Origin of the sequence: Streptomyces sp. NPDC050617 (genome assembly GCF_040654795.1) — a bacterium.
In the GTDB taxonomy this organism is placed as follows: domain Bacteria; phylum Actinomycetota; class Actinomycetes; order Streptomycetales; family Streptomycetaceae; genus Streptomyces.
On sequence record NZ_JBFAIS010000012.1, the window covers coordinates 112,298 to 127,449 of the forward strand.

General features: G+C 74.3%; 12 protein-coding genes. 9 read left to right on the top strand and 3 right to left on the bottom strand.

Annotated features, from left to right (window positions below):
- Positions 1-72 precede the first annotated feature (72 nt).
- The 6 genes from AB0I49_RS18410 (at position 73) to AB0I49_RS18435 (ending at position 7,993) form a co-directional block, all read left to right on the top strand.
- Positions 73-402, top strand: a complete 330-nt coding sequence (locus tag AB0I49_RS18410; RefSeq protein WP_363227996.1) for a hypothetical protein — start codon at positions 73-75, stop codon at positions 400-402.
- 136 nt (positions 403-538) lie between these two features.
- Positions 539-1,774 carry a siderophore biosynthesis protein gene (locus AB0I49_RS18415; RefSeq protein WP_363227997.1) on the top strand — a complete coding sequence of 412 codons (1,236 nt, stop codon included), beginning with the start codon at positions 539-541 and terminating at the stop codon, positions 1,772-1,774.
- Positions 1,771-3,678 (top strand): IucA/IucC family siderophore biosynthesis protein, encoded by a 1,908-nt coding sequence (locus AB0I49_RS18420; RefSeq protein WP_363227998.1) that lies wholly within the window; start codon positions 1,771-1,773, stop codon positions 3,676-3,678. The genes AB0I49_RS18415 and AB0I49_RS18420 overlap by 4 nt, the downstream gene beginning before the upstream one ends.
- 184 nt (positions 3,679-3,862) lie before the next feature.
- Complete coding sequence (locus AB0I49_RS18425; RefSeq protein ID WP_363227999.1) at positions 3,863-5,653, top strand: IucA/IucC family protein; 1,791 nt, start codon at positions 3,863-3,865, stop codon at positions 5,651-5,653.
- Entirely contained in the window at positions 5,650-6,825 is a 1,176-nt protein-coding gene (locus AB0I49_RS18430) for a type III PLP-dependent enzyme (protein ID WP_363228000.1), read from the top strand. Before AB0I49_RS18425 ends, AB0I49_RS18430 begins: the two co-directional genes overlap by 4 nt.
- Positions 6,826-6,880: 55 nt before the next feature.
- Positions 6,881-7,993, top strand: a complete 1,113-nt coding sequence (locus AB0I49_RS18435; protein WP_363228001.1) for a methyltransferase domain-containing protein — start codon at positions 6,881-6,883, stop codon at positions 7,991-7,993.
- Here the strand turns inward: AB0I49_RS18435 and AB0I49_RS18440 are convergent.
- Entirely contained in the window at positions 7,936-8,889 is a 954-nt protein-coding gene (locus tag AB0I49_RS18440; protein ID WP_363228002.1) for a GNAT family N-acetyltransferase, read from the bottom strand. The two genes, AB0I49_RS18435 and AB0I49_RS18440, sit on opposite strands and share 58 nt — an antisense overlap.
- A 193-nt stretch (positions 8,890-9,082) precedes the next feature.
- On the opposite strand from AB0I49_RS18440, the gene asnB reads away from it, so the two are divergent.
- Positions 9,083-10,942, top strand: coding sequence for an asparagine synthase (glutamine-hydrolyzing) (gene asnB, locus AB0I49_RS18445; RefSeq protein WP_363228003.1), 1,860 nt, complete (start codon positions 9,083-9,085; stop codon positions 10,940-10,942).
- A 109-nt stretch (positions 10,943-11,051) separates the two neighbouring features.
- A complete protein-coding gene (locus tag AB0I49_RS18450) occupies positions 11,052-11,429 on the top strand; it encodes a GntR family transcriptional regulator (RefSeq protein ID WP_363228004.1) in 378 nt (125 codons plus the stop codon).
- Between the two features lie 65 nt (positions 11,430-11,494).
- On the opposite strand, the gene AB0I49_RS18455 is transcribed toward AB0I49_RS18450, so the two are convergent.
- Positions 11,495-12,301, bottom strand: coding sequence for an alpha/beta fold hydrolase (locus AB0I49_RS18455; protein ID WP_363228005.1), 807 nt, complete (start codon positions 12,299-12,301; stop codon positions 11,495-11,497).
- A gap of 48 nt (positions 12,302-12,349) precedes the next feature.
- Positions 12,350-13,486: a DUF5925 domain-containing protein gene (locus AB0I49_RS18460; protein WP_363228006.1), complete on the bottom strand. Its 1,137-nt coding sequence runs from the start codon at positions 13,484-13,486 to the stop codon at positions 12,350-12,352.
- 167 nt (positions 13,487-13,653) lie between these two features.
- Between AB0I49_RS18460 and AB0I49_RS18465 the strand changes: the two genes are divergently transcribed.
- Positions 13,654-15,075, top strand: a complete 1,422-nt coding sequence (locus AB0I49_RS18465; protein ID WP_363228007.1) for a xylan 1,4-beta-xylosidase — start codon at positions 13,654-13,656, stop codon at positions 15,073-15,075.
- Positions 15,076-15,152: the final 77 nt, after the last annotated feature.

The window sequence follows — 15,152 nt, forward strand, 5'->3', positions numbered from 1 at the left end:
AACGGTGCATCGAGGGGCATACACTCAGGGCAAATTGACAAGGTTAGGTATGCCTAACTTAGTGTCTCTCCTGTGAACCGGACCGATCTCGGAACCGCCCGGCATGCCGCCGCGCGCCCTGCGACTCGCGGCTGCCGCCCGTCGATCGCGGCGCCCGCCGCGCCCGCCGTCCGTACGGCGCCGAGCCCGGCCGCCACCGGCTCACGCATCCCGCCGTCCCCCGCCGCGCCCCCGGCCGCGCCCGCCCGCGCCGCCGTACGCACGCACAGCGCCGCGGTACGTACGACCAGCGGCTCCGCCGCGCCCCCGCGCTCGTACGGTGGACGCGGACCCCGAACACCCGGTACGCGCACCCACGGCCGCGCCGCCGCGACCCCCACCGGCCTCCCGGCGCCCGTCTGACACGCACCGACACGCACCACCCCGGCCTCCCGGCCCCCGGCACAACCGGCCCACCGGCCCCGCGCCACCCCTCAGCCGCACCGAGCCCCCACGCGACGCAGGCTGACGCCCCCTTCGTTCGAAAGGCACGAATGTCGTGCGCCTCCACCTTCTCGCCCTCAACCCCACCGACTCCGTCACCGAGGGGTTCCTGCCCGCCGCCGCCCGCCTCGGGCTCGATGTCACGCTGCTCACCGACCAGCCCGACGCCCACCGCGCCGCGTACGACCGGTACGCGGCCGGCGGCGGCGCGCTGCCCGCGCTCGACGTCCGGCACTGCGACGTACGCGACTTCCGCGATGTCATCAGCCGCGGCGCCCAGCTCGGCCCCGCCGACGCCGTCTTCACCAACAGCGACCACCTCCAGGCGCAAGCCGCCCTCGCAGCCGCCTACTTCGGGCTGCCCGGCAAGGACTGGCGGGCCGCGCTGCGCACGAAGAACAAGGCGCACCTGCGCCGCGCCCTCGCCGCGTCCGGGCTCGATGCCGTACGCGCCGCCGAACTCGCCCCCGGCGGCGACCCCGAGGACGCCTCGGCGGCGATCGCGGCGACCGGCCTGACCTACCCCTGCGTGATCAAGCCGCGCGAGGGCGTCGCCAGCGAGGACGTCGTACTGGCCGCCGACGCCGCGGAACTCGTCCGCCACTGCCGGGAGATCGGCGCGCGGCGGCCCGGCGAGGCGCTCGTCGTCGAGGAGTACCTGGCCGGGCCGCTGCACACCCTCGAAACCCTCGGGGACGGCCGGACCCTGCACGCCGTCGGCTCGTTCCGCACCGACATGTCCCCGCTCCCGTACTTCATGGAGGAGCGGCTCACCCTGCTCCCCGCCCCGCCCGAGCCGTACACCGCCCAGGTGCTCGGCCAGCTCGCGGCGCTCGGCGTCGGGTTCGGGGCCTGCCACACCGAGTACGTCGTGCAGGGCGACCGGGCCCGCCTCATCGAGGTCAACTACCGCGCCATCGGCGACCAGTGCGACCTCGTGCTCGCCGACGTGCTCGGCATCCCTCTCTTCGAGCACATCCTCCGCACTCACCTCGGCACCCCGCTCCCCGACGCCCTGGACGCCCGTACCGACGGCCGGGCGCGCCTGGAGTACATACGCGCCGAACGCGGCGGGCGACTGGTCGCCGCGCCCGCCGCCAGCGACCGTACGACCCCCGACGGCGTACGCCTCGACTACCGGCCGCTGCGCGAACTGAACGAGGACCATCCGCTGCGCCATACCAACCGCGACTACCTCGGCGTGCTGCGCGCCACCGGCCGGGACCAGGAGCGCATCGACCGCGCCGTCGAGGAGTTCCTGGCCTCCCACCGCTGGGAGATCGCCTCATGAGCGCCGCGGAGGCCGCGCAGGCGGCTGAGGTCGTGGAGGCGGCTGAGGTCGTGGAGGTGGCTGAGGCCGTGGAAGCCGACAAGCCCGGCACCGTCCCCGGCGCTGTTCCTGAAACCGTCCCTGAACCTGCCCCTGAACCCGCCCCTGAATCCGTCCCCGACGCCTGCGAGAGCGAGCTGCTCGGCCGCGTCCTCGCCGCCCTCCTCCGCGAGAACGCCTACGGGCTCCGCGCCGCCGCCCGCCCCGAGCGGCGCGCCGACGGCGACTGGCTGCGCCTCGACGTGGCGGGTGAGGCGCTGCTGCTGCCCGTGGAACCCGACGGGTTCCAGTGCGAGTTCGGGCCCCGCCGGCCCGAACTGGAGACGCCCGGCGGCACCCTCACCGGGCTGCGCCCGGTCCTCGCCCGGTTGCGGGGCGCCGCCGAACCCGAGGACCGGCCCGGATTCGACGCGTTCCTCGTCGAGTGCGACGAGGCGCTGGACGCCATGCGGCTGCACGGCCGCGTGCGCGAGAAGGTCACCGCCGACCTCGCCGTCCGCTACGGACCCGACCCCGCCCGCGACTGGACGGGGCTGCGCGGCACCCTCGCCTACGACACCCTCGCCGCCTTCCGCGACCACCCCGTCTACCCGACCGGGCGCGGCCGCTCCGGCCTCTCCGAAGCCGAACTGTGCGCCTACGCACCGGAGTTCCACCCCTCCTTCGCGCTGCGCTGGCTCGCCCTGCCGCGTGAGGCCGTGCGCGGCCGTCCGGACACGCTGCCCGCCTGGTGGCCCGCCCCCGGCGACGTCGGCCTGCCCTACCTCGACGCCACCCACCTCGCGCTGCCCGTCCACCCGCTCACCGCCCGCCGCTCCCTCGCCGACGCGCTGCGCGCCGCCGGGCTCGACGGCTCCGCGCGCCTCGCGGACCGGCCCTGGCTCGACGTCCGGCCGACCCTGTCCACCCGCACCGTCGCCGTCGCCGACGACCCCGCCGTCCACCTCAAACTCCCGCTCGCCACCGCCACCCTCGGCCTGCGCAACCGCCGCACCATCAAGCCCGGCACCCTCGTGGACGGCGCGACCGGGCAGCGGCTCCTGGAGTCGGTCATCGCCCGGCAGCCGCGCTTCGCCCGCTCCGTGCTCCTCGCCGACGAACGCACCCACCTCACCGCCGGGCACGAACTGCTCGCGGCCCTGGTCCGCCGCTACCCGGCCGGGCTCGACGGCGCCCAGATCGTCCCCGTCGCCGCGCTCCTGGCGCCCGGCCCGGACGGGACGCTCGTCATCGACGCGCTCGCCGACCGCTACTACGGCGGTTCGCTCACCGCCCTCCTCGACGCCTACCTGACGCTGCTCCTCGACTGGCACACCACCCTCTTCGGGTACGGCATCGCCCTCGAATCGCACCAGCAGAACACCTCCCTGGTCCTCGACGAGGACGGCGCCGGGCGCACCCGGCTGCGGCTGCTGCTCAAGGACAACGACGGGCCGCGCGTGCACTCCGTGCGGCTCGCCGCCGTCACCGGCGGCGCCGCCGCCGATCTGTGCGGCTTCGACGACCGGCGGATACTGGTCGGCGCGGACAAGCCCGTCGCCGACGTCTTCGCCACCATCACCGTCCACCTGTGCGCGGGCGCCCTCGCCTTCGGGCTCGCCGAGGCCGGCCGCGCGCCCCTGGACGTACTCCTGCGGCAGCTCGCCGACCGGCTGCGCGAGGCCGTGGACCGGCTGGAGCACGCCTCCGGGGTGCCGGGCGCGCCCGCGTCCGTCCTGCGGGCCCGCGTGCTCGACGCCGACCGGCTGCCGATAAAGGCGATGGTCACCGCCGGGACCCTGCTCACCAAGGAGCGCTCCGGCGCCGCCGACATCAACAAGTACTACGCGAGCGGCCCCAACTACCTGCGGGCGGCGGGGCGATGACGAGAGCGTTACCCGATCGCGGGAGGACGGGGGAGCGGGGGGCGGCGGCGCGCTGCCGTCCGGAGTCCATACCCCAGGCCGGGCCCGCCGCCTCCCCAGGCGGGCGGAGCCCGGCCGCCCCCGCCGCCGCGCCCGCGGCGGCCCCCGGCACCCCGTCCGCCTCCGCACCCGCTGGAGCCGCTCCATGTCAACCGCCCCCACCCCTACGACCGCGCCGGTCACACCCTCCACGGCAGCCACGACAGCCACGACGGCCACGGCAGCCACGACAGCCGCGACCGCTGTGGCGCACGCCGACCACGTCGTCGCCCACACCCTCCTCAACTGCCTGCTCCGCGAGGTCTCCGGCCCCGAGCACCAGACGGCCGTGACCGGCGGCCGGCTGCTGCTGCGGATGCCGCGCTGCGGCGTGCTGCTGGGGATCGGGCTGCGCCGCACCTCGCTGATCGGCGCGCACCGGTTCACGGGGCCGCCCGCCGAGCAGCGCGACGGGGTCTGGCGGGAGGTGTCCTGGCGGACCCTGGCCGAGTACATCCACCGCGAACTGGAGCTGCGCACCGGGGTCCGCAACGACGAGTTCCTCGACCAGGTCGCCGCCACGCACGCGGGCGTGTCCGCGGCCCTGCTGCCGGGCGACCGCCACGTGTGTCGCGCGGCCGGCGGTGACGCCTATCTGGACTCCGAGCAGTCCCTCCTCTTCGGCCACCGCTTCCACCCCACGCCCAAGGCCCGCACCGGCCGCGACCAGGACTGGGCGCGGTACGCGCCGGAGAACGGGGCCCGCTTCCCGCTGCACCATCTCGCGGTGCGCGAGCGGTGCGTACGCGAGGAGCACGTCCGTACGGGCGTGGCCCGGCCCGGCCCCCTCGACGCCCTCGACCGGCAGCGGGCCGTGCCCGACGGGTACCGGCTGCTGCCCGCGCACCCCTGGCAGTACGCCATGCTCCGCGACCACCCCGGCCTCGTCTCCGCCGTCGAGCGCGGCGACGTCCTCGACCTCGGCCCCGGCGGGCCCGAGTTCGCGCCCACCGCGTCCGTGCGTACGCTCTACGACGGCCGGGACTTCCTCAAGTTCAGCCTCAATGTGCGGATCACCAACTGCCTGCGCAAGAACGCCGAGTACGAGCTGGCGGGGGCCGTCGCGCTGACCCGTATCCTGGAGCCCGTAGCGCGCGACCTCGCGGCCCGCTTCCCCGGCTTCGAGCTGCTGCGCGAACCCGGCTACCGCACGCTCGACCTCGGCAGCCGCGAACTGGCCGAGGGGTTCGGGGTGATCGTCCGCGAGGGGCTGGGCGCCCGGCTGCGGCCCGGCGTCACCGGGCTGCTCGCGGCGGCCGTCGCCGACGAGTACCCGACCGGCTCCGCGCAGCTGTCCCGGCTGCTCGGGGACGCGGGCCCCGAGGCGGCCCTGGCCTGGTGGGACGCCTATCTGGAGCTGCTGGCGCCGCCGGTGCTCGCGGCCTACCTCGACCACGGCGTCGTCCTCGAACCGCACCTCCAGAACGTCGTCGTCGGCGTCGGCGCCGACGGCACGCCGCGCCAGGTCCTGCTGCGCGACCTGGAGGGCGCCAAGCTGCTCCCCGAGCACCACGCCGCGCCGCTCGCGGGGCTGCCGCGGGAGGTGGCGGAGCCCATGACGTACGGGCGGCAGCGCGGCTGGGACCGCGTCGTCTACTGCCTGCTGGTCAACCACCTCGCCGAATTCGTCGCCGCGCTCGCCGACCGGCACCCGCCGCTCGAACCCCGGCTGTGGGCGGCCGTCCGCCGCGTCCTCGCCGAGCGTTCGGCCGCGCACGGCAACCCGCCGCCGCTGCGGGCGCTGATCGCCGGGGTGCCGCTGCCCGCGAAGGCCAACTTGCTGACGCGGTGGGAGCGGCGGGCCGACCGCGAGGCGGGGTATGTGCGCATCGCGTCGCCGCTGGTCGGCGACCTGCTGTCCGGCGCGGCCGGCGCCGAGGTCCGGAGCGCGACATGATCACTGCCCGAGCCGCCGAGTGTGCGCACACGCTGACGGAACTCCCCGCGTACGTCCACGACGTGGCCAGTCTCGACACGCACGCCGGAGCCGTACGGGCGGCGCTCCCGGCCTCCGTGGAGCTGTACTACGCGGCGAAGGCCAACCCGGCCCCCGAGCTGCTCGCGGCCCTCGCCCCGCACGTCAGCGGCTTCGAGGTGGCCTCGGGCGGCGAGCTCGCGCACGTACGGAAGGCCGCTCCCCGGGCGCCGCTCGCCTTCGGCGGACCGGGCAAGACGGAGGACGAGATGGGGCTCGCGCTGGAGGCGGGCGTGGAGCGCTTCCACGTGGAGAGCGAACAGGAGCTGCGCCTGCTGGCCGCCCTGGCCCCGCCCCGACGCGAGGTGCGGGTCCTCCTCCGCGTCAACCTGCCGCTGGACGCGGCGGAACTGGGCGGCGCGGCACTGGCCATGGGCGGCCGCCCCAGCCCCTTCGGCCTGGACCCGGACCGCGTGGAGGCGTGCCTGCCCCTGTTCGCCGGCGACGGCCCGCTGCGGCTGCGCGGCATCCACGCGCACCTGGCCAGCGGCCTGGACGCGGCCGCGCAGCTCGCCGTGGCGACCCGGATCGCGGACTGGACCCGCGACGTCGAGGCCCGGCACGGCCTCGACCTCACCGAGGTCGGCGTGGGCGGCGGCATGGCGGTGGACTACGCGCGCCCCGCCGAGCGCTTCGACTGGGCGGCGTACGGCGCGGGCCTGCGCGCCCTCGCCGACCGCCACCCGCGCCGCACGCTCCGCGTCGAGCCCGGCCGGGCGCTGACCGCCTACTGCGGCTGGTACGTCACCGACGTGCTCGACATCAAGCACAGCCGTGGCGAACCCTTCGCGGTGCTCCGCGGCGGCACCCACCACATGCGCACCCCGGCGGCCAAGGCCCACAGCCACCCCTTCACCGTCCTCCCCCGCGAGACCTGGACCAGACCCTGGCCCCGCCCCGGCGTCAGGGACACCCCCGTCACCCTCGTCGGCCAGCTCTGCACCCCCAAGGACGTCCTGGCCACCCGCACCTACGTACCCGAACTGCGCGTAGGCGACCGCGTCGCCTTCGCCCTCGCCGGCGCCTACGCCTGGAACATCTCCCACCACGACTTCCTGATGCACCCCCCGCCGTCCTTCCACTACCTGCCCTGACCTGCCGGGCCGTCGCGCCGGCCCCGTTGTCAGTGGCGGATGCGACGATCGGTCCATGACCACCGAGTACTGGGACGCCGCCGCGACCGACTTCGACGAGGCCGCCGACCACGGCCTGCGCGATCCGTCCGTACGGGCCGCGTGGGCCGCCCGGCTGCGGTCCTGGCTGCCGCGGGAGCCAGGTGACGTGCTCGACGTCGGGTGCGGCACCGGCTCCCTCTCCCTGCTCGCGGCCGAGCAGGGGCACCGGGTCACCGGGGTCGACAGCTCGCCCCGCATGGCGGAGCGGGCCCGCGCCAAGCTCGCGGCGGCCGGTGAGACGGCTGACGTGCTCGTCGGCGACGCGGCCGAACCGCCCGTGGGGGAGCGGCGGTTCGACGTCGTCCTCGCCCGCCACGTGCTGTGGCTGCTCCCCGACCCCGGGCGCGCCCTCGCGAACTGGGCCGCGCTGCTGCGCCCCGGCGGCCGGCTCGTGCTGATCGAGGGCCGCTGGGGCGAGTCCGAGCGGGTCGGCATTCCCGCGGATGACCTGACGCGTCTCCTCGCTCCGGTCGCCGCCCGTACCCAGGTCGAACACCTCGCGCACGACCCGCGGTTGTGGGGGCGCCCGGTCGACGACGAGCGGTACGCCCTGGTCGCCCACCCGGCGCGTCCCGCCCGCCACAAGGAGATCGTCGACGTTCATCTGATCCTGCGGCGCGGCGGGGACGTGCTGTTGGGGCGGCGGGTGGATACGGGGTATGCGGACGGGCTGTTGCACGCGCCGTCGGGGCATCTTGAGGAGGGCGAGGATGTGCGGGCCGCCGTGGTGCGGGAGGCGTGGGAGGAGGTGGGGGTCGAGCTTGATCCGGGTCTGCTGCGGGTCGCGTTGGTGATGCAGCACCGGGCGCCCGACAGCGCGGCGCGGATCGGGTGGTTCTTCGAGGCGGATGTGGCGGAGGGGTGCGGGGAGCCGGTCAATCGCGAGCCGCACAAGTGCTCGCAGCTGGGGTGGTTTCCGCTCGACGGGCTGCCGGACGACATGGTCGCGTACTGCCGCGCCGCGCTGGACGCCTATCGGCGGGGCGAGCGGTTCGTGCTGCATCTGCACGAGAGCGGGGACGGCATCGGCTACGCGCCCGGCGCGCCCTCGCGGGCCGTGGCGCTGCCGCCGAGCTCGCGTACGTAGTGCCATTCGGCGGCGGCCGGCTCGTAGCCGAACCACTTGTTGATGGCGAGCATCGGGGCGTTTTCGTCGTCGTTGCCGGTGAACGCCTCGGTGCGGCCGGCGGCGCGGGCCAGGTGCAGGGAGCGGGCTTTGACGAGCTTGGCCAGGCCCCGGCCGCGGAAGGCGCGGCGGGTGCCGGTGCCGCCGGAGAAGTAGCGGGTGCCGTCGTCGGTGTGGGCGATGGTGAGCGAGACGACGGTGCCGTCCACGACGGCCGCCGTGCTCAAGTCGCGGTCGAGGAGGGGGGTTCGCCAGGTCCACTGGAGCCAGTTCTCGTACGTGCCGCCGTTGACTGCCACGTCGCTCGGCTCGTCCTCGATGGCCTCGACGTCCGCCTCGTACAGCGGACGCGGGTCGTCGGCGAAGTCGGCGAAGGAGCGCAGCTCGACGTCGGCGGGCGGCGAGAGCTCCGGCAGCGGCGCACGGTCGAGATCGAGCCGCTGCACGAGGCTCGGGCGGCGGCGCTGGTAGCCGCGCCGCTCGGCGAAGCCGGGCGCGTGCCCGTCGTCCAGCACCCAGGTGTACACGGCGGTCGCCCCGACGCCGCTCAGATACTCCTCGGCGGCCCGGAGCAGCGCGAGCCCCGCGCCGCGTCCGCGCTCCTCGGGGAGGACGTAGGGCTGGGCGAGCGCCTGCCCCGGCTCGGCGCTGTCGCGGAAGAGGCATGCCGTGGCGACGCCCACCACCCGGCCGTCCGACTCGGCGACCAGCATCCGGTACCGCTGTTCGGCGGGCGCGTTCGCCACGTCCCAGACGATCGAATCGGCGGTGGTCGCCATGAAGGGGATGGATGAACGCCGTATCGCGGCGGCGGCCTCCGCGTCGGGCAGGGCGAGATCTCTGATTACCAGGGCCATGGCGGTGCACGGTACGGGCCCGCCGTGGCCGGTTCCAACAGGTTTTTGCCAACCATAGATGGTGAATGCATCTAAACGGAGCGTACGGTCGTCGTCGCGGTCGGCCTCCGAGCCGTGGCAGACCGTAACCGACGGGGGCAGAGCTGTGTCCCGGCACGTCCGGGCCGGCCGACCGAAAGGGGACACCGCGACTATGTGCGGGATCACCGGCTGGATCTCCTACGACAAGGACCTGACCGCCGAGCGCGGGACGCTCGACGCGATGACGCAGACGATGAGCTGCCGCGGCCCGGACGCCGCCGGCGTCTGGCTGGACTCCCACGCGGCCTTCGGCCACCGCCGCCTCGCCGTCATCGACATCGAGGGCGGCAAGCAGCCGATGCTCGTCGAGCGCGACGGCCGCACCCTGCTCGCCACCACCTACAGCGGCGAGGTCTACAACTACCGCGAGCTGAAAGCCGAACTGGAAGGGCTCGGGCACGCCTTCCGCACCAGCAGCGACACCGAGGTCGTGCTGCACGCCTACCTCGAATGGGGCGAGTCGTTCACCGAACGGCTCAATGGCATGTACGCCTTCGCCCTCTGGGACCCGCGCACCGAGGAACTGCTGCTCGTCCGCGACCGCATGGGCATCAAGCCGCTCTACTACTACCCGACCCCCGACGGCGTCCTCTTCGGCTCCGAGCCCAAGGCCATACTCGCCCACCCCTCCGTACGGCCCACCGTCGACGCCGAGGGCCTCTCCGAGCTGATCGCCTTCACCAAGACCCCCGGCCACGCCATCTACAAGGGCATGCGCGAGGTCCGCCCCGGCCACACCGTGCGGGTACGCCGCGGACAGCTGACCGTGAACCGCTACTGGGCCCTGGAGTCCTCCGAGCACACCGACGACCTGGACACCACCGTCCACACGGTCCGCGAACTGCTCGACGACATCGTCACCCGCCAGCTCATCGCCGACGTCCCGCTGTGCACCCTGCTCTCCGGCGGCCTCGACTCCTCCGCCATCACCGCCCTCGCCGCCCAGGGACTGGGCAAGGCCGGCGCCGGACCCGTCCGCTCCTTCGCCGTCGACTTCACCGGCTACACCGAGAACTTCCAGGCCGACGACCTGCGGCCCACGCCCGACGGCCCGTACGCGCACGCGCTCGCCGAGCACGTGCGCTCCGACCACGCCGACATCACGCTCGACACCGCCGACCTGATGAGCCGGGCCCACCGCGGCGCCGTACTGACCGCCCGCGACTTCCCCATCGGCTTCGGCGACGGCGACACCTCCCTCTACCTCCTCTTCAAGGCCATCCGCGAACACTCGACGGTCGCGCTGTCCGGCGAGTCGGCGGACGAGGTGTTCGGCGGCTACCGCTGGTTCCACGACCCCGAGGCCGTGAACGCCGACACCTTCCCCTGGATAGCCGCGGGCGTCGCCAGCAGCTTCGCCGGCGGCAAGAGCCGCAACCCCGGCCGCGAGGGGCTCCTCGACCGCAGCCTGCTCGCCAAGCTCGACCTGGCCGGCTACGAGCACCAGCGCTACCGCGAGGCGCTCGCCGAAGTCCCGCACCTGGACGGCGAGACCGGGCTCCAGCGCCGCATGCGGGAGATCAGCTATCTGCACCTGACCCGCTTCGTGCAGATCCTCCTCGACCGCAAGGACCGGGCCAGCATGGCGGTGGGCCTGGAGGTCCGCGTGCCGTTCTGCGACCACCGCCTCGTCCAGTACGTCTTCAACACCCCCTGGGCGATGAAGACGTTCGACGGCCGCGAGAAGTCCCTGCTGCGGGCCGCCGTCCGCGACGTCCTCCCGGACGCCGTCGCCGACCGCGTCAAGAGCCCCTACCCGAGCACCCAGGACCCGCGCTACGCCCTCGCCCTGCGCGACGAGCTGAAGCAGGTCACCGCCGACAAGAACTCCCCGGTGCAGCCGCTGCTCGACACGGGCGTCGTCGCCGACGCCCTCGCCGACCCCACCGGCGCCGTCAACCGGGCCGGCACCGAACTCGTCCTCGGCCTCGACACCTGGCTGCGGGGCTACGGGGTCGAGCTGGAGCTGTAAGCACACCTGACGGCCACGGCGGGGCGACCGGCGCGCGGGGCGGGGCGGGGCGGGTGGCGCGTGGCGCACAATGAGTGCGACAAACCACCCCCCAGCCGGGAGTCCCACCGTGGCCTTGCACCTCACCGTCGACCAGGGCACGCAGCCCCCGCCGTACGAACAGCTCCGCGCCCAGATCGCCGGGCAGGCCCGCTCCGGCGCGCTCCCCACCGGCTACAAGCTGCCGACCGTACGCGGCCTCGCCGAGGAACTGGGCCTCGCCGCCAACACCGTCGCCAAGGCGTACCGCGCGCTGGAGGCGGACGGCGTGATCGAGACCCGCGGCCGCAACGGCACCTTCGTCGCCGCCGCCGGCGACTCGGCCGAGAAGGAGGCCGCGAGCGCCGCCGAGGCGTACGCGCACCGCGTCCACCGCCTCGGCCTCGACGAACGCGCGGCGAAGGCCGCCGTCCACGACGCCCTGCGCGCCGCCTACGGCACCGGTTGAACCCGCGCCGCCTACGGCACCGGTTGAACCCGCGCCGCCTACGGCACCGGTTGAACCCGCGCCGCCTACGGCACCGGCTGAACGCGGTCGAGGAACGCCCCCAGTGCCTTGTCGAACTCCTGCGGCCGCTCCAGATTCGGCATGTGGGCCGCGCCCTCGACCACCACCAGCTCCGAGTCCGGCAGCCGCGCGTGCATGGCCTCCGCGTCCGAGACCGGCGTGTACTCGTCGTCGCGCCCGACCACGACCAGCGCGGGCACCGCCACGCGGGTGAGCAGCTCGCTGTAGTCGGGGCGCTCGGCCCGCCCCCGCAGCGCCGCCGCCGCGCCCTCGGGGGAGGTCCCCGCCATCATCCGGCGCACGTGCCCGGCGACCTCCGGCAGCGCCGCCACATTGGCCGGGGCGACCATCTTGGCCAGCACCTCGTCCGCGTACCCGGCCATGCCCTCGCGCAGCAGCCGGTCCGCCATCGCGTTGCGCGCCGCCTTCCCCGCCTCGGTCTCCGCGGCCGGGAAGGTGTCCGCGAGCAGCAGCCCCCGCACCCGGTCCGGGAAGAGCCGGTAGAACTCCATGACGATCTGGCCGCCCATCGAGAGTCCGCCGACCACCGCGCCCTCGACGCCCAGGTGGTCGAGGAGCGCCGCGAGGTCCTGGGCGAAGACGGACAGCGGCGTCACCCCCGGCACGACGTCCGACGCGCCGTAGCCCCGCAGGTCCGGGGCGATCACCCGCCGCGACGGCCCGGCGAACGCCGCGACCTGCGGCGCCCACATCGAGCGGTCGAAGGGATGGCCGTGCACGAGCAGCAGCGGCGCGCCGCCGCCCTCGTCGTCGTAGCCGACCGTTATGCCGTTGACCGAGGTCGAACTCACTGTGCGTCTCCTGTTTCGAAGAAGTGCCGGACGTTCCGGCGGAGTTGTTCAGAGGTACAGGCCCGCGTCCGCGCTGTCGTGCTGCGCCGGGACCGACGCCGGGCCCGTGCCGCGGCGCAGCGCGAACAGCTCCGCGAGCGTCGCGCCGTCGCGGCCGACGCCGTCCTCGTGGCCGAGCCAGGCCACCGACTCCTTGCGGGTCAGCGAGCCGACCTCGATCCGGGCCAGGCAGCGGCCCGGCCGGACGACCGCGGGGTGCAGCCGCTCCAGGTCCTCGTTGGTGGTGACGCCGACCAGGACGTTGCGGCCCTGGCCGAGCAGCCCGTCGGTGAGGTTCAGCAGCCGGGACAGCGCCTGGCCCGCGGTGTGCTTCGCCTCGCCGCGGATCAGCTCGTCGCAGTCCTCCAGGAGCAGCAGCCGCCAGCGGCCCTTCGCCGTGCCCTCGTCCTCGCCGATCGCGATGTCCATCAGATAGCCGACGTCGTTGAAGAGCCGCTCCGGGTCCAGCACGCAGTCCACCTGGCACCAGTCCCGCCATGAACGGGCCAGCGTGCGCAGCGCCGAGGTCTTGCCCGTGCCGGGCGGGCCGTGCAGGAGCAGCAGCCGCCCCGCGATGTCGTCCGGGGTGACCTTCATCAGACGGTCCATGGCGTCGGCGACCGGCGCCGTGTAGTTGGGGCGGATCTCGTCCCACGTCCCGGCGGTGATCTGCCGGGTGGTGCGGTGCGGCCCGCGCCGCGGGGAGACGTACCAGAAGCCCATGGTGACGTGGTCGGGCTGCGGCTCCGGCTCGTCCTCCGCGCCGTCCACCGCCTGGCCCAGCACGCGCTCGGCCAGCTCGTCGGTGGTGGCCGTCACCGTGACGTCCGCGCCGCGGTTCCAGCGGGAGACCAGCAGCGTCCAGCCGTCGCCCTCCGCGAGGGTCGCGCTGCGGTCGTCGTCGCGGGCCGAGCGCAGCACCGTCGCCGCGGGGGGCAGCAGCGTCGCGCCGGACCGCACCCGGTCGACGGAGTGGCTGCGGGCGTACGGCTGCTCGCCGGCCGCGAACCGGCCCAGGAACAGGGCGTCGACGACATCGGAGCAGGAGTCGCTGTCGTCCATGGTCAGCCGGATGGGGAGGGCTGCTTCGGCGGGGGTCGTGGGCAGGGTCTGCCTCCTGATCGCGGGGTCGTTCTCGGCGCACATGCCCCCATGATCCGGCACGTAACGCCCGGCGTATACAGATTTTCGGGTTCCCGCCCGGCCCGGAGCCCGGCCCGGCAGCGCGGCTCGGGAGGGCGGGCCGGGGAGTTGGCGAACTGTTCGGCCGGAAGCCCCCGGAAGGGGTACGCCCGCGGATACCCTTGCCCTTCATGGGGCGTCATGGTGGGGGACGGTCGGGGTTACGGGCGCGGGTGAGGGCGCGGTGGCGGATCCTCACCCTGATGGGGGCGGCCGCGGTGGCGCTCGCGGTCGTCTTCACGATGTGCAGCGGCTGGCCGGGCGGCGGCGCCGAACCGGGGCCCTCCTCCCGCACCGGGGTGTACGGCACTCCGAAGAAGCCCGGCGGCCCCTCGTCGACCGAGCTGGGGTGGGGGTTCACCCACACCCAGTACAGCGCCGACCACGGGGAGAGCGCCGCCAAGGAGTCCGCCGACGAGCTGCTGTCCGCCGACCCCATGCCGCAGAACCAGCACATCATGGGGTGGGGCGCGGACAACCCCGAACCCGCGCCCGGCCAGTACGACTTCAGCGACCTCGACCGGCGCGTCGACCTGATGCGCAAGACCGGCGCGACGCCCGTGCTCACCCTGTGCTGCGCCCCCGACTGGATGAAGGGCGGCTCCAAGGGGGACACCGACTGGTCGAAGAAGTCGCTGGAGAAGGCGCCCGACCCCGACCACTACCAGGACTTCGCCGACCTCGTCGGGAAGATCGCCGCACGCTACCCGGACATCCGCCACTTCATCGTCTGGAACGAGCTCAAGGGGTTCTACGACAACGCGAAGAACCGCTGGGACTACGAGGGCTACACCGAGCTCTACAACCTGGTCTACCGGGAGCTCAAGAAGCAGAACGAGGACAACCAGGTCGGCGGCCCCTATGCCGTGATGGACAGCGATCCGCCGGGCGACGCCACCGACGCCTCGGCGCTGAGCGGCCCCTGGGGCGTCATCGACCAGCGCTCCCTCGACGCCGTCGAGTACTGGAACCGGCACAAGGACGGCGCCGACTTCGTCGCCGTCGACGGCTCCAGCTACACCCGCGAGGGCGACGAGCTGATCCCCGACGAGTTCACCGCCACCCAGAAGTTCGCCGACGTCACCACGTGGCTGCGGCGGACCACGCGGCTGCCCGTCTGGTGGGCCGAGTGGTACGTGGAGCCCCCGGACGCCAACGACGACCGCAAGGGCTGGAGCGAGGAGCACCGCACCGCCGTGCAGGCCGCCGCGCTGCTGCGGATGGCCCGCGCGGGCGTGGCCGCCGCCTTCTACTGGAACCCGCAGAACACCGGCGCCGACTGCCCCGGCTGCCTGTGGCGCAGCACCGAACTGGACGGCGGCGGACGGGAGCTGCCGATGATGGAGCTGCTCTCCCGCTTCGAGAAGGCGTTCCCGCCCGGCACCCGGCTGCGCCAGGTCGATGTCGCCGCCGACGACCGGCCCAACGTCCTGACCCTCGCCTCCGACAAGGACGTGCTGGTCGTCAACACCCTCGACCGCCCCATCAAGGCGTCGGTCGACGGTCGGAGCTTCGACATGGACGCCTACGACGTGCGCTGGCTGCGGCGGTAGCCCCCACCTGACCGGCCGTACGGGCCCGCTCGCGCCCGTACGGACCCGGGAGCGGGCCGTACGGGCGTACGCCGGTC

Bases quoted from the DNA above. Each gene is read 5' to 3' on its own strand.
- AB0I49_RS18435 (WP_363228001.1), top strand. From the start codon at position 6,881: ATGACCACCGAGTACTGGGACGCCGCCGCGACCGACTTCGACGAGGCC.
- AB0I49_RS18420 (WP_363227998.1), top strand. From the start codon at position 1,771: ATGAGCGCCGCGGAGGCCGCGCAGGCGGCTGAGGTCGTGGAGGCGGCT.
- AB0I49_RS18465 (WP_363228007.1), top strand. From the start codon at position 13,654: ATGGGGCGTCATGGTGGGGGACGGTCGGGGTTACGGGCGCGGGTGAGG.
- AB0I49_RS18440 (WP_363228002.1), bottom strand. From the start codon at position 8,889: ATGGCCCTGGTAATCAGAGATCTCGCCCTGCCCGACGCGGAGGCCGCC.
- asnB (WP_363228003.1), top strand. From the start codon at position 9,083: ATGTGCGGGATCACCGGCTGGATCTCCTACGACAAGGACCTGACCGCC.
- AB0I49_RS18425 (WP_363227999.1), top strand. From the start codon at position 3,863: ATGTCAACCGCCCCCACCCCTACGACCGCGCCGGTCACACCCTCCACG.
- AB0I49_RS18430 (WP_363228000.1), top strand. From the start codon at position 5,650: ATGATCACTGCCCGAGCCGCCGAGTGTGCGCACACGCTGACGGAACTC.
- AB0I49_RS18460 (WP_363228006.1), bottom strand. From the start codon at position 13,486: ATGTGCGCCGAGAACGACCCCGCGATCAGGAGGCAGACCCTGCCCACG.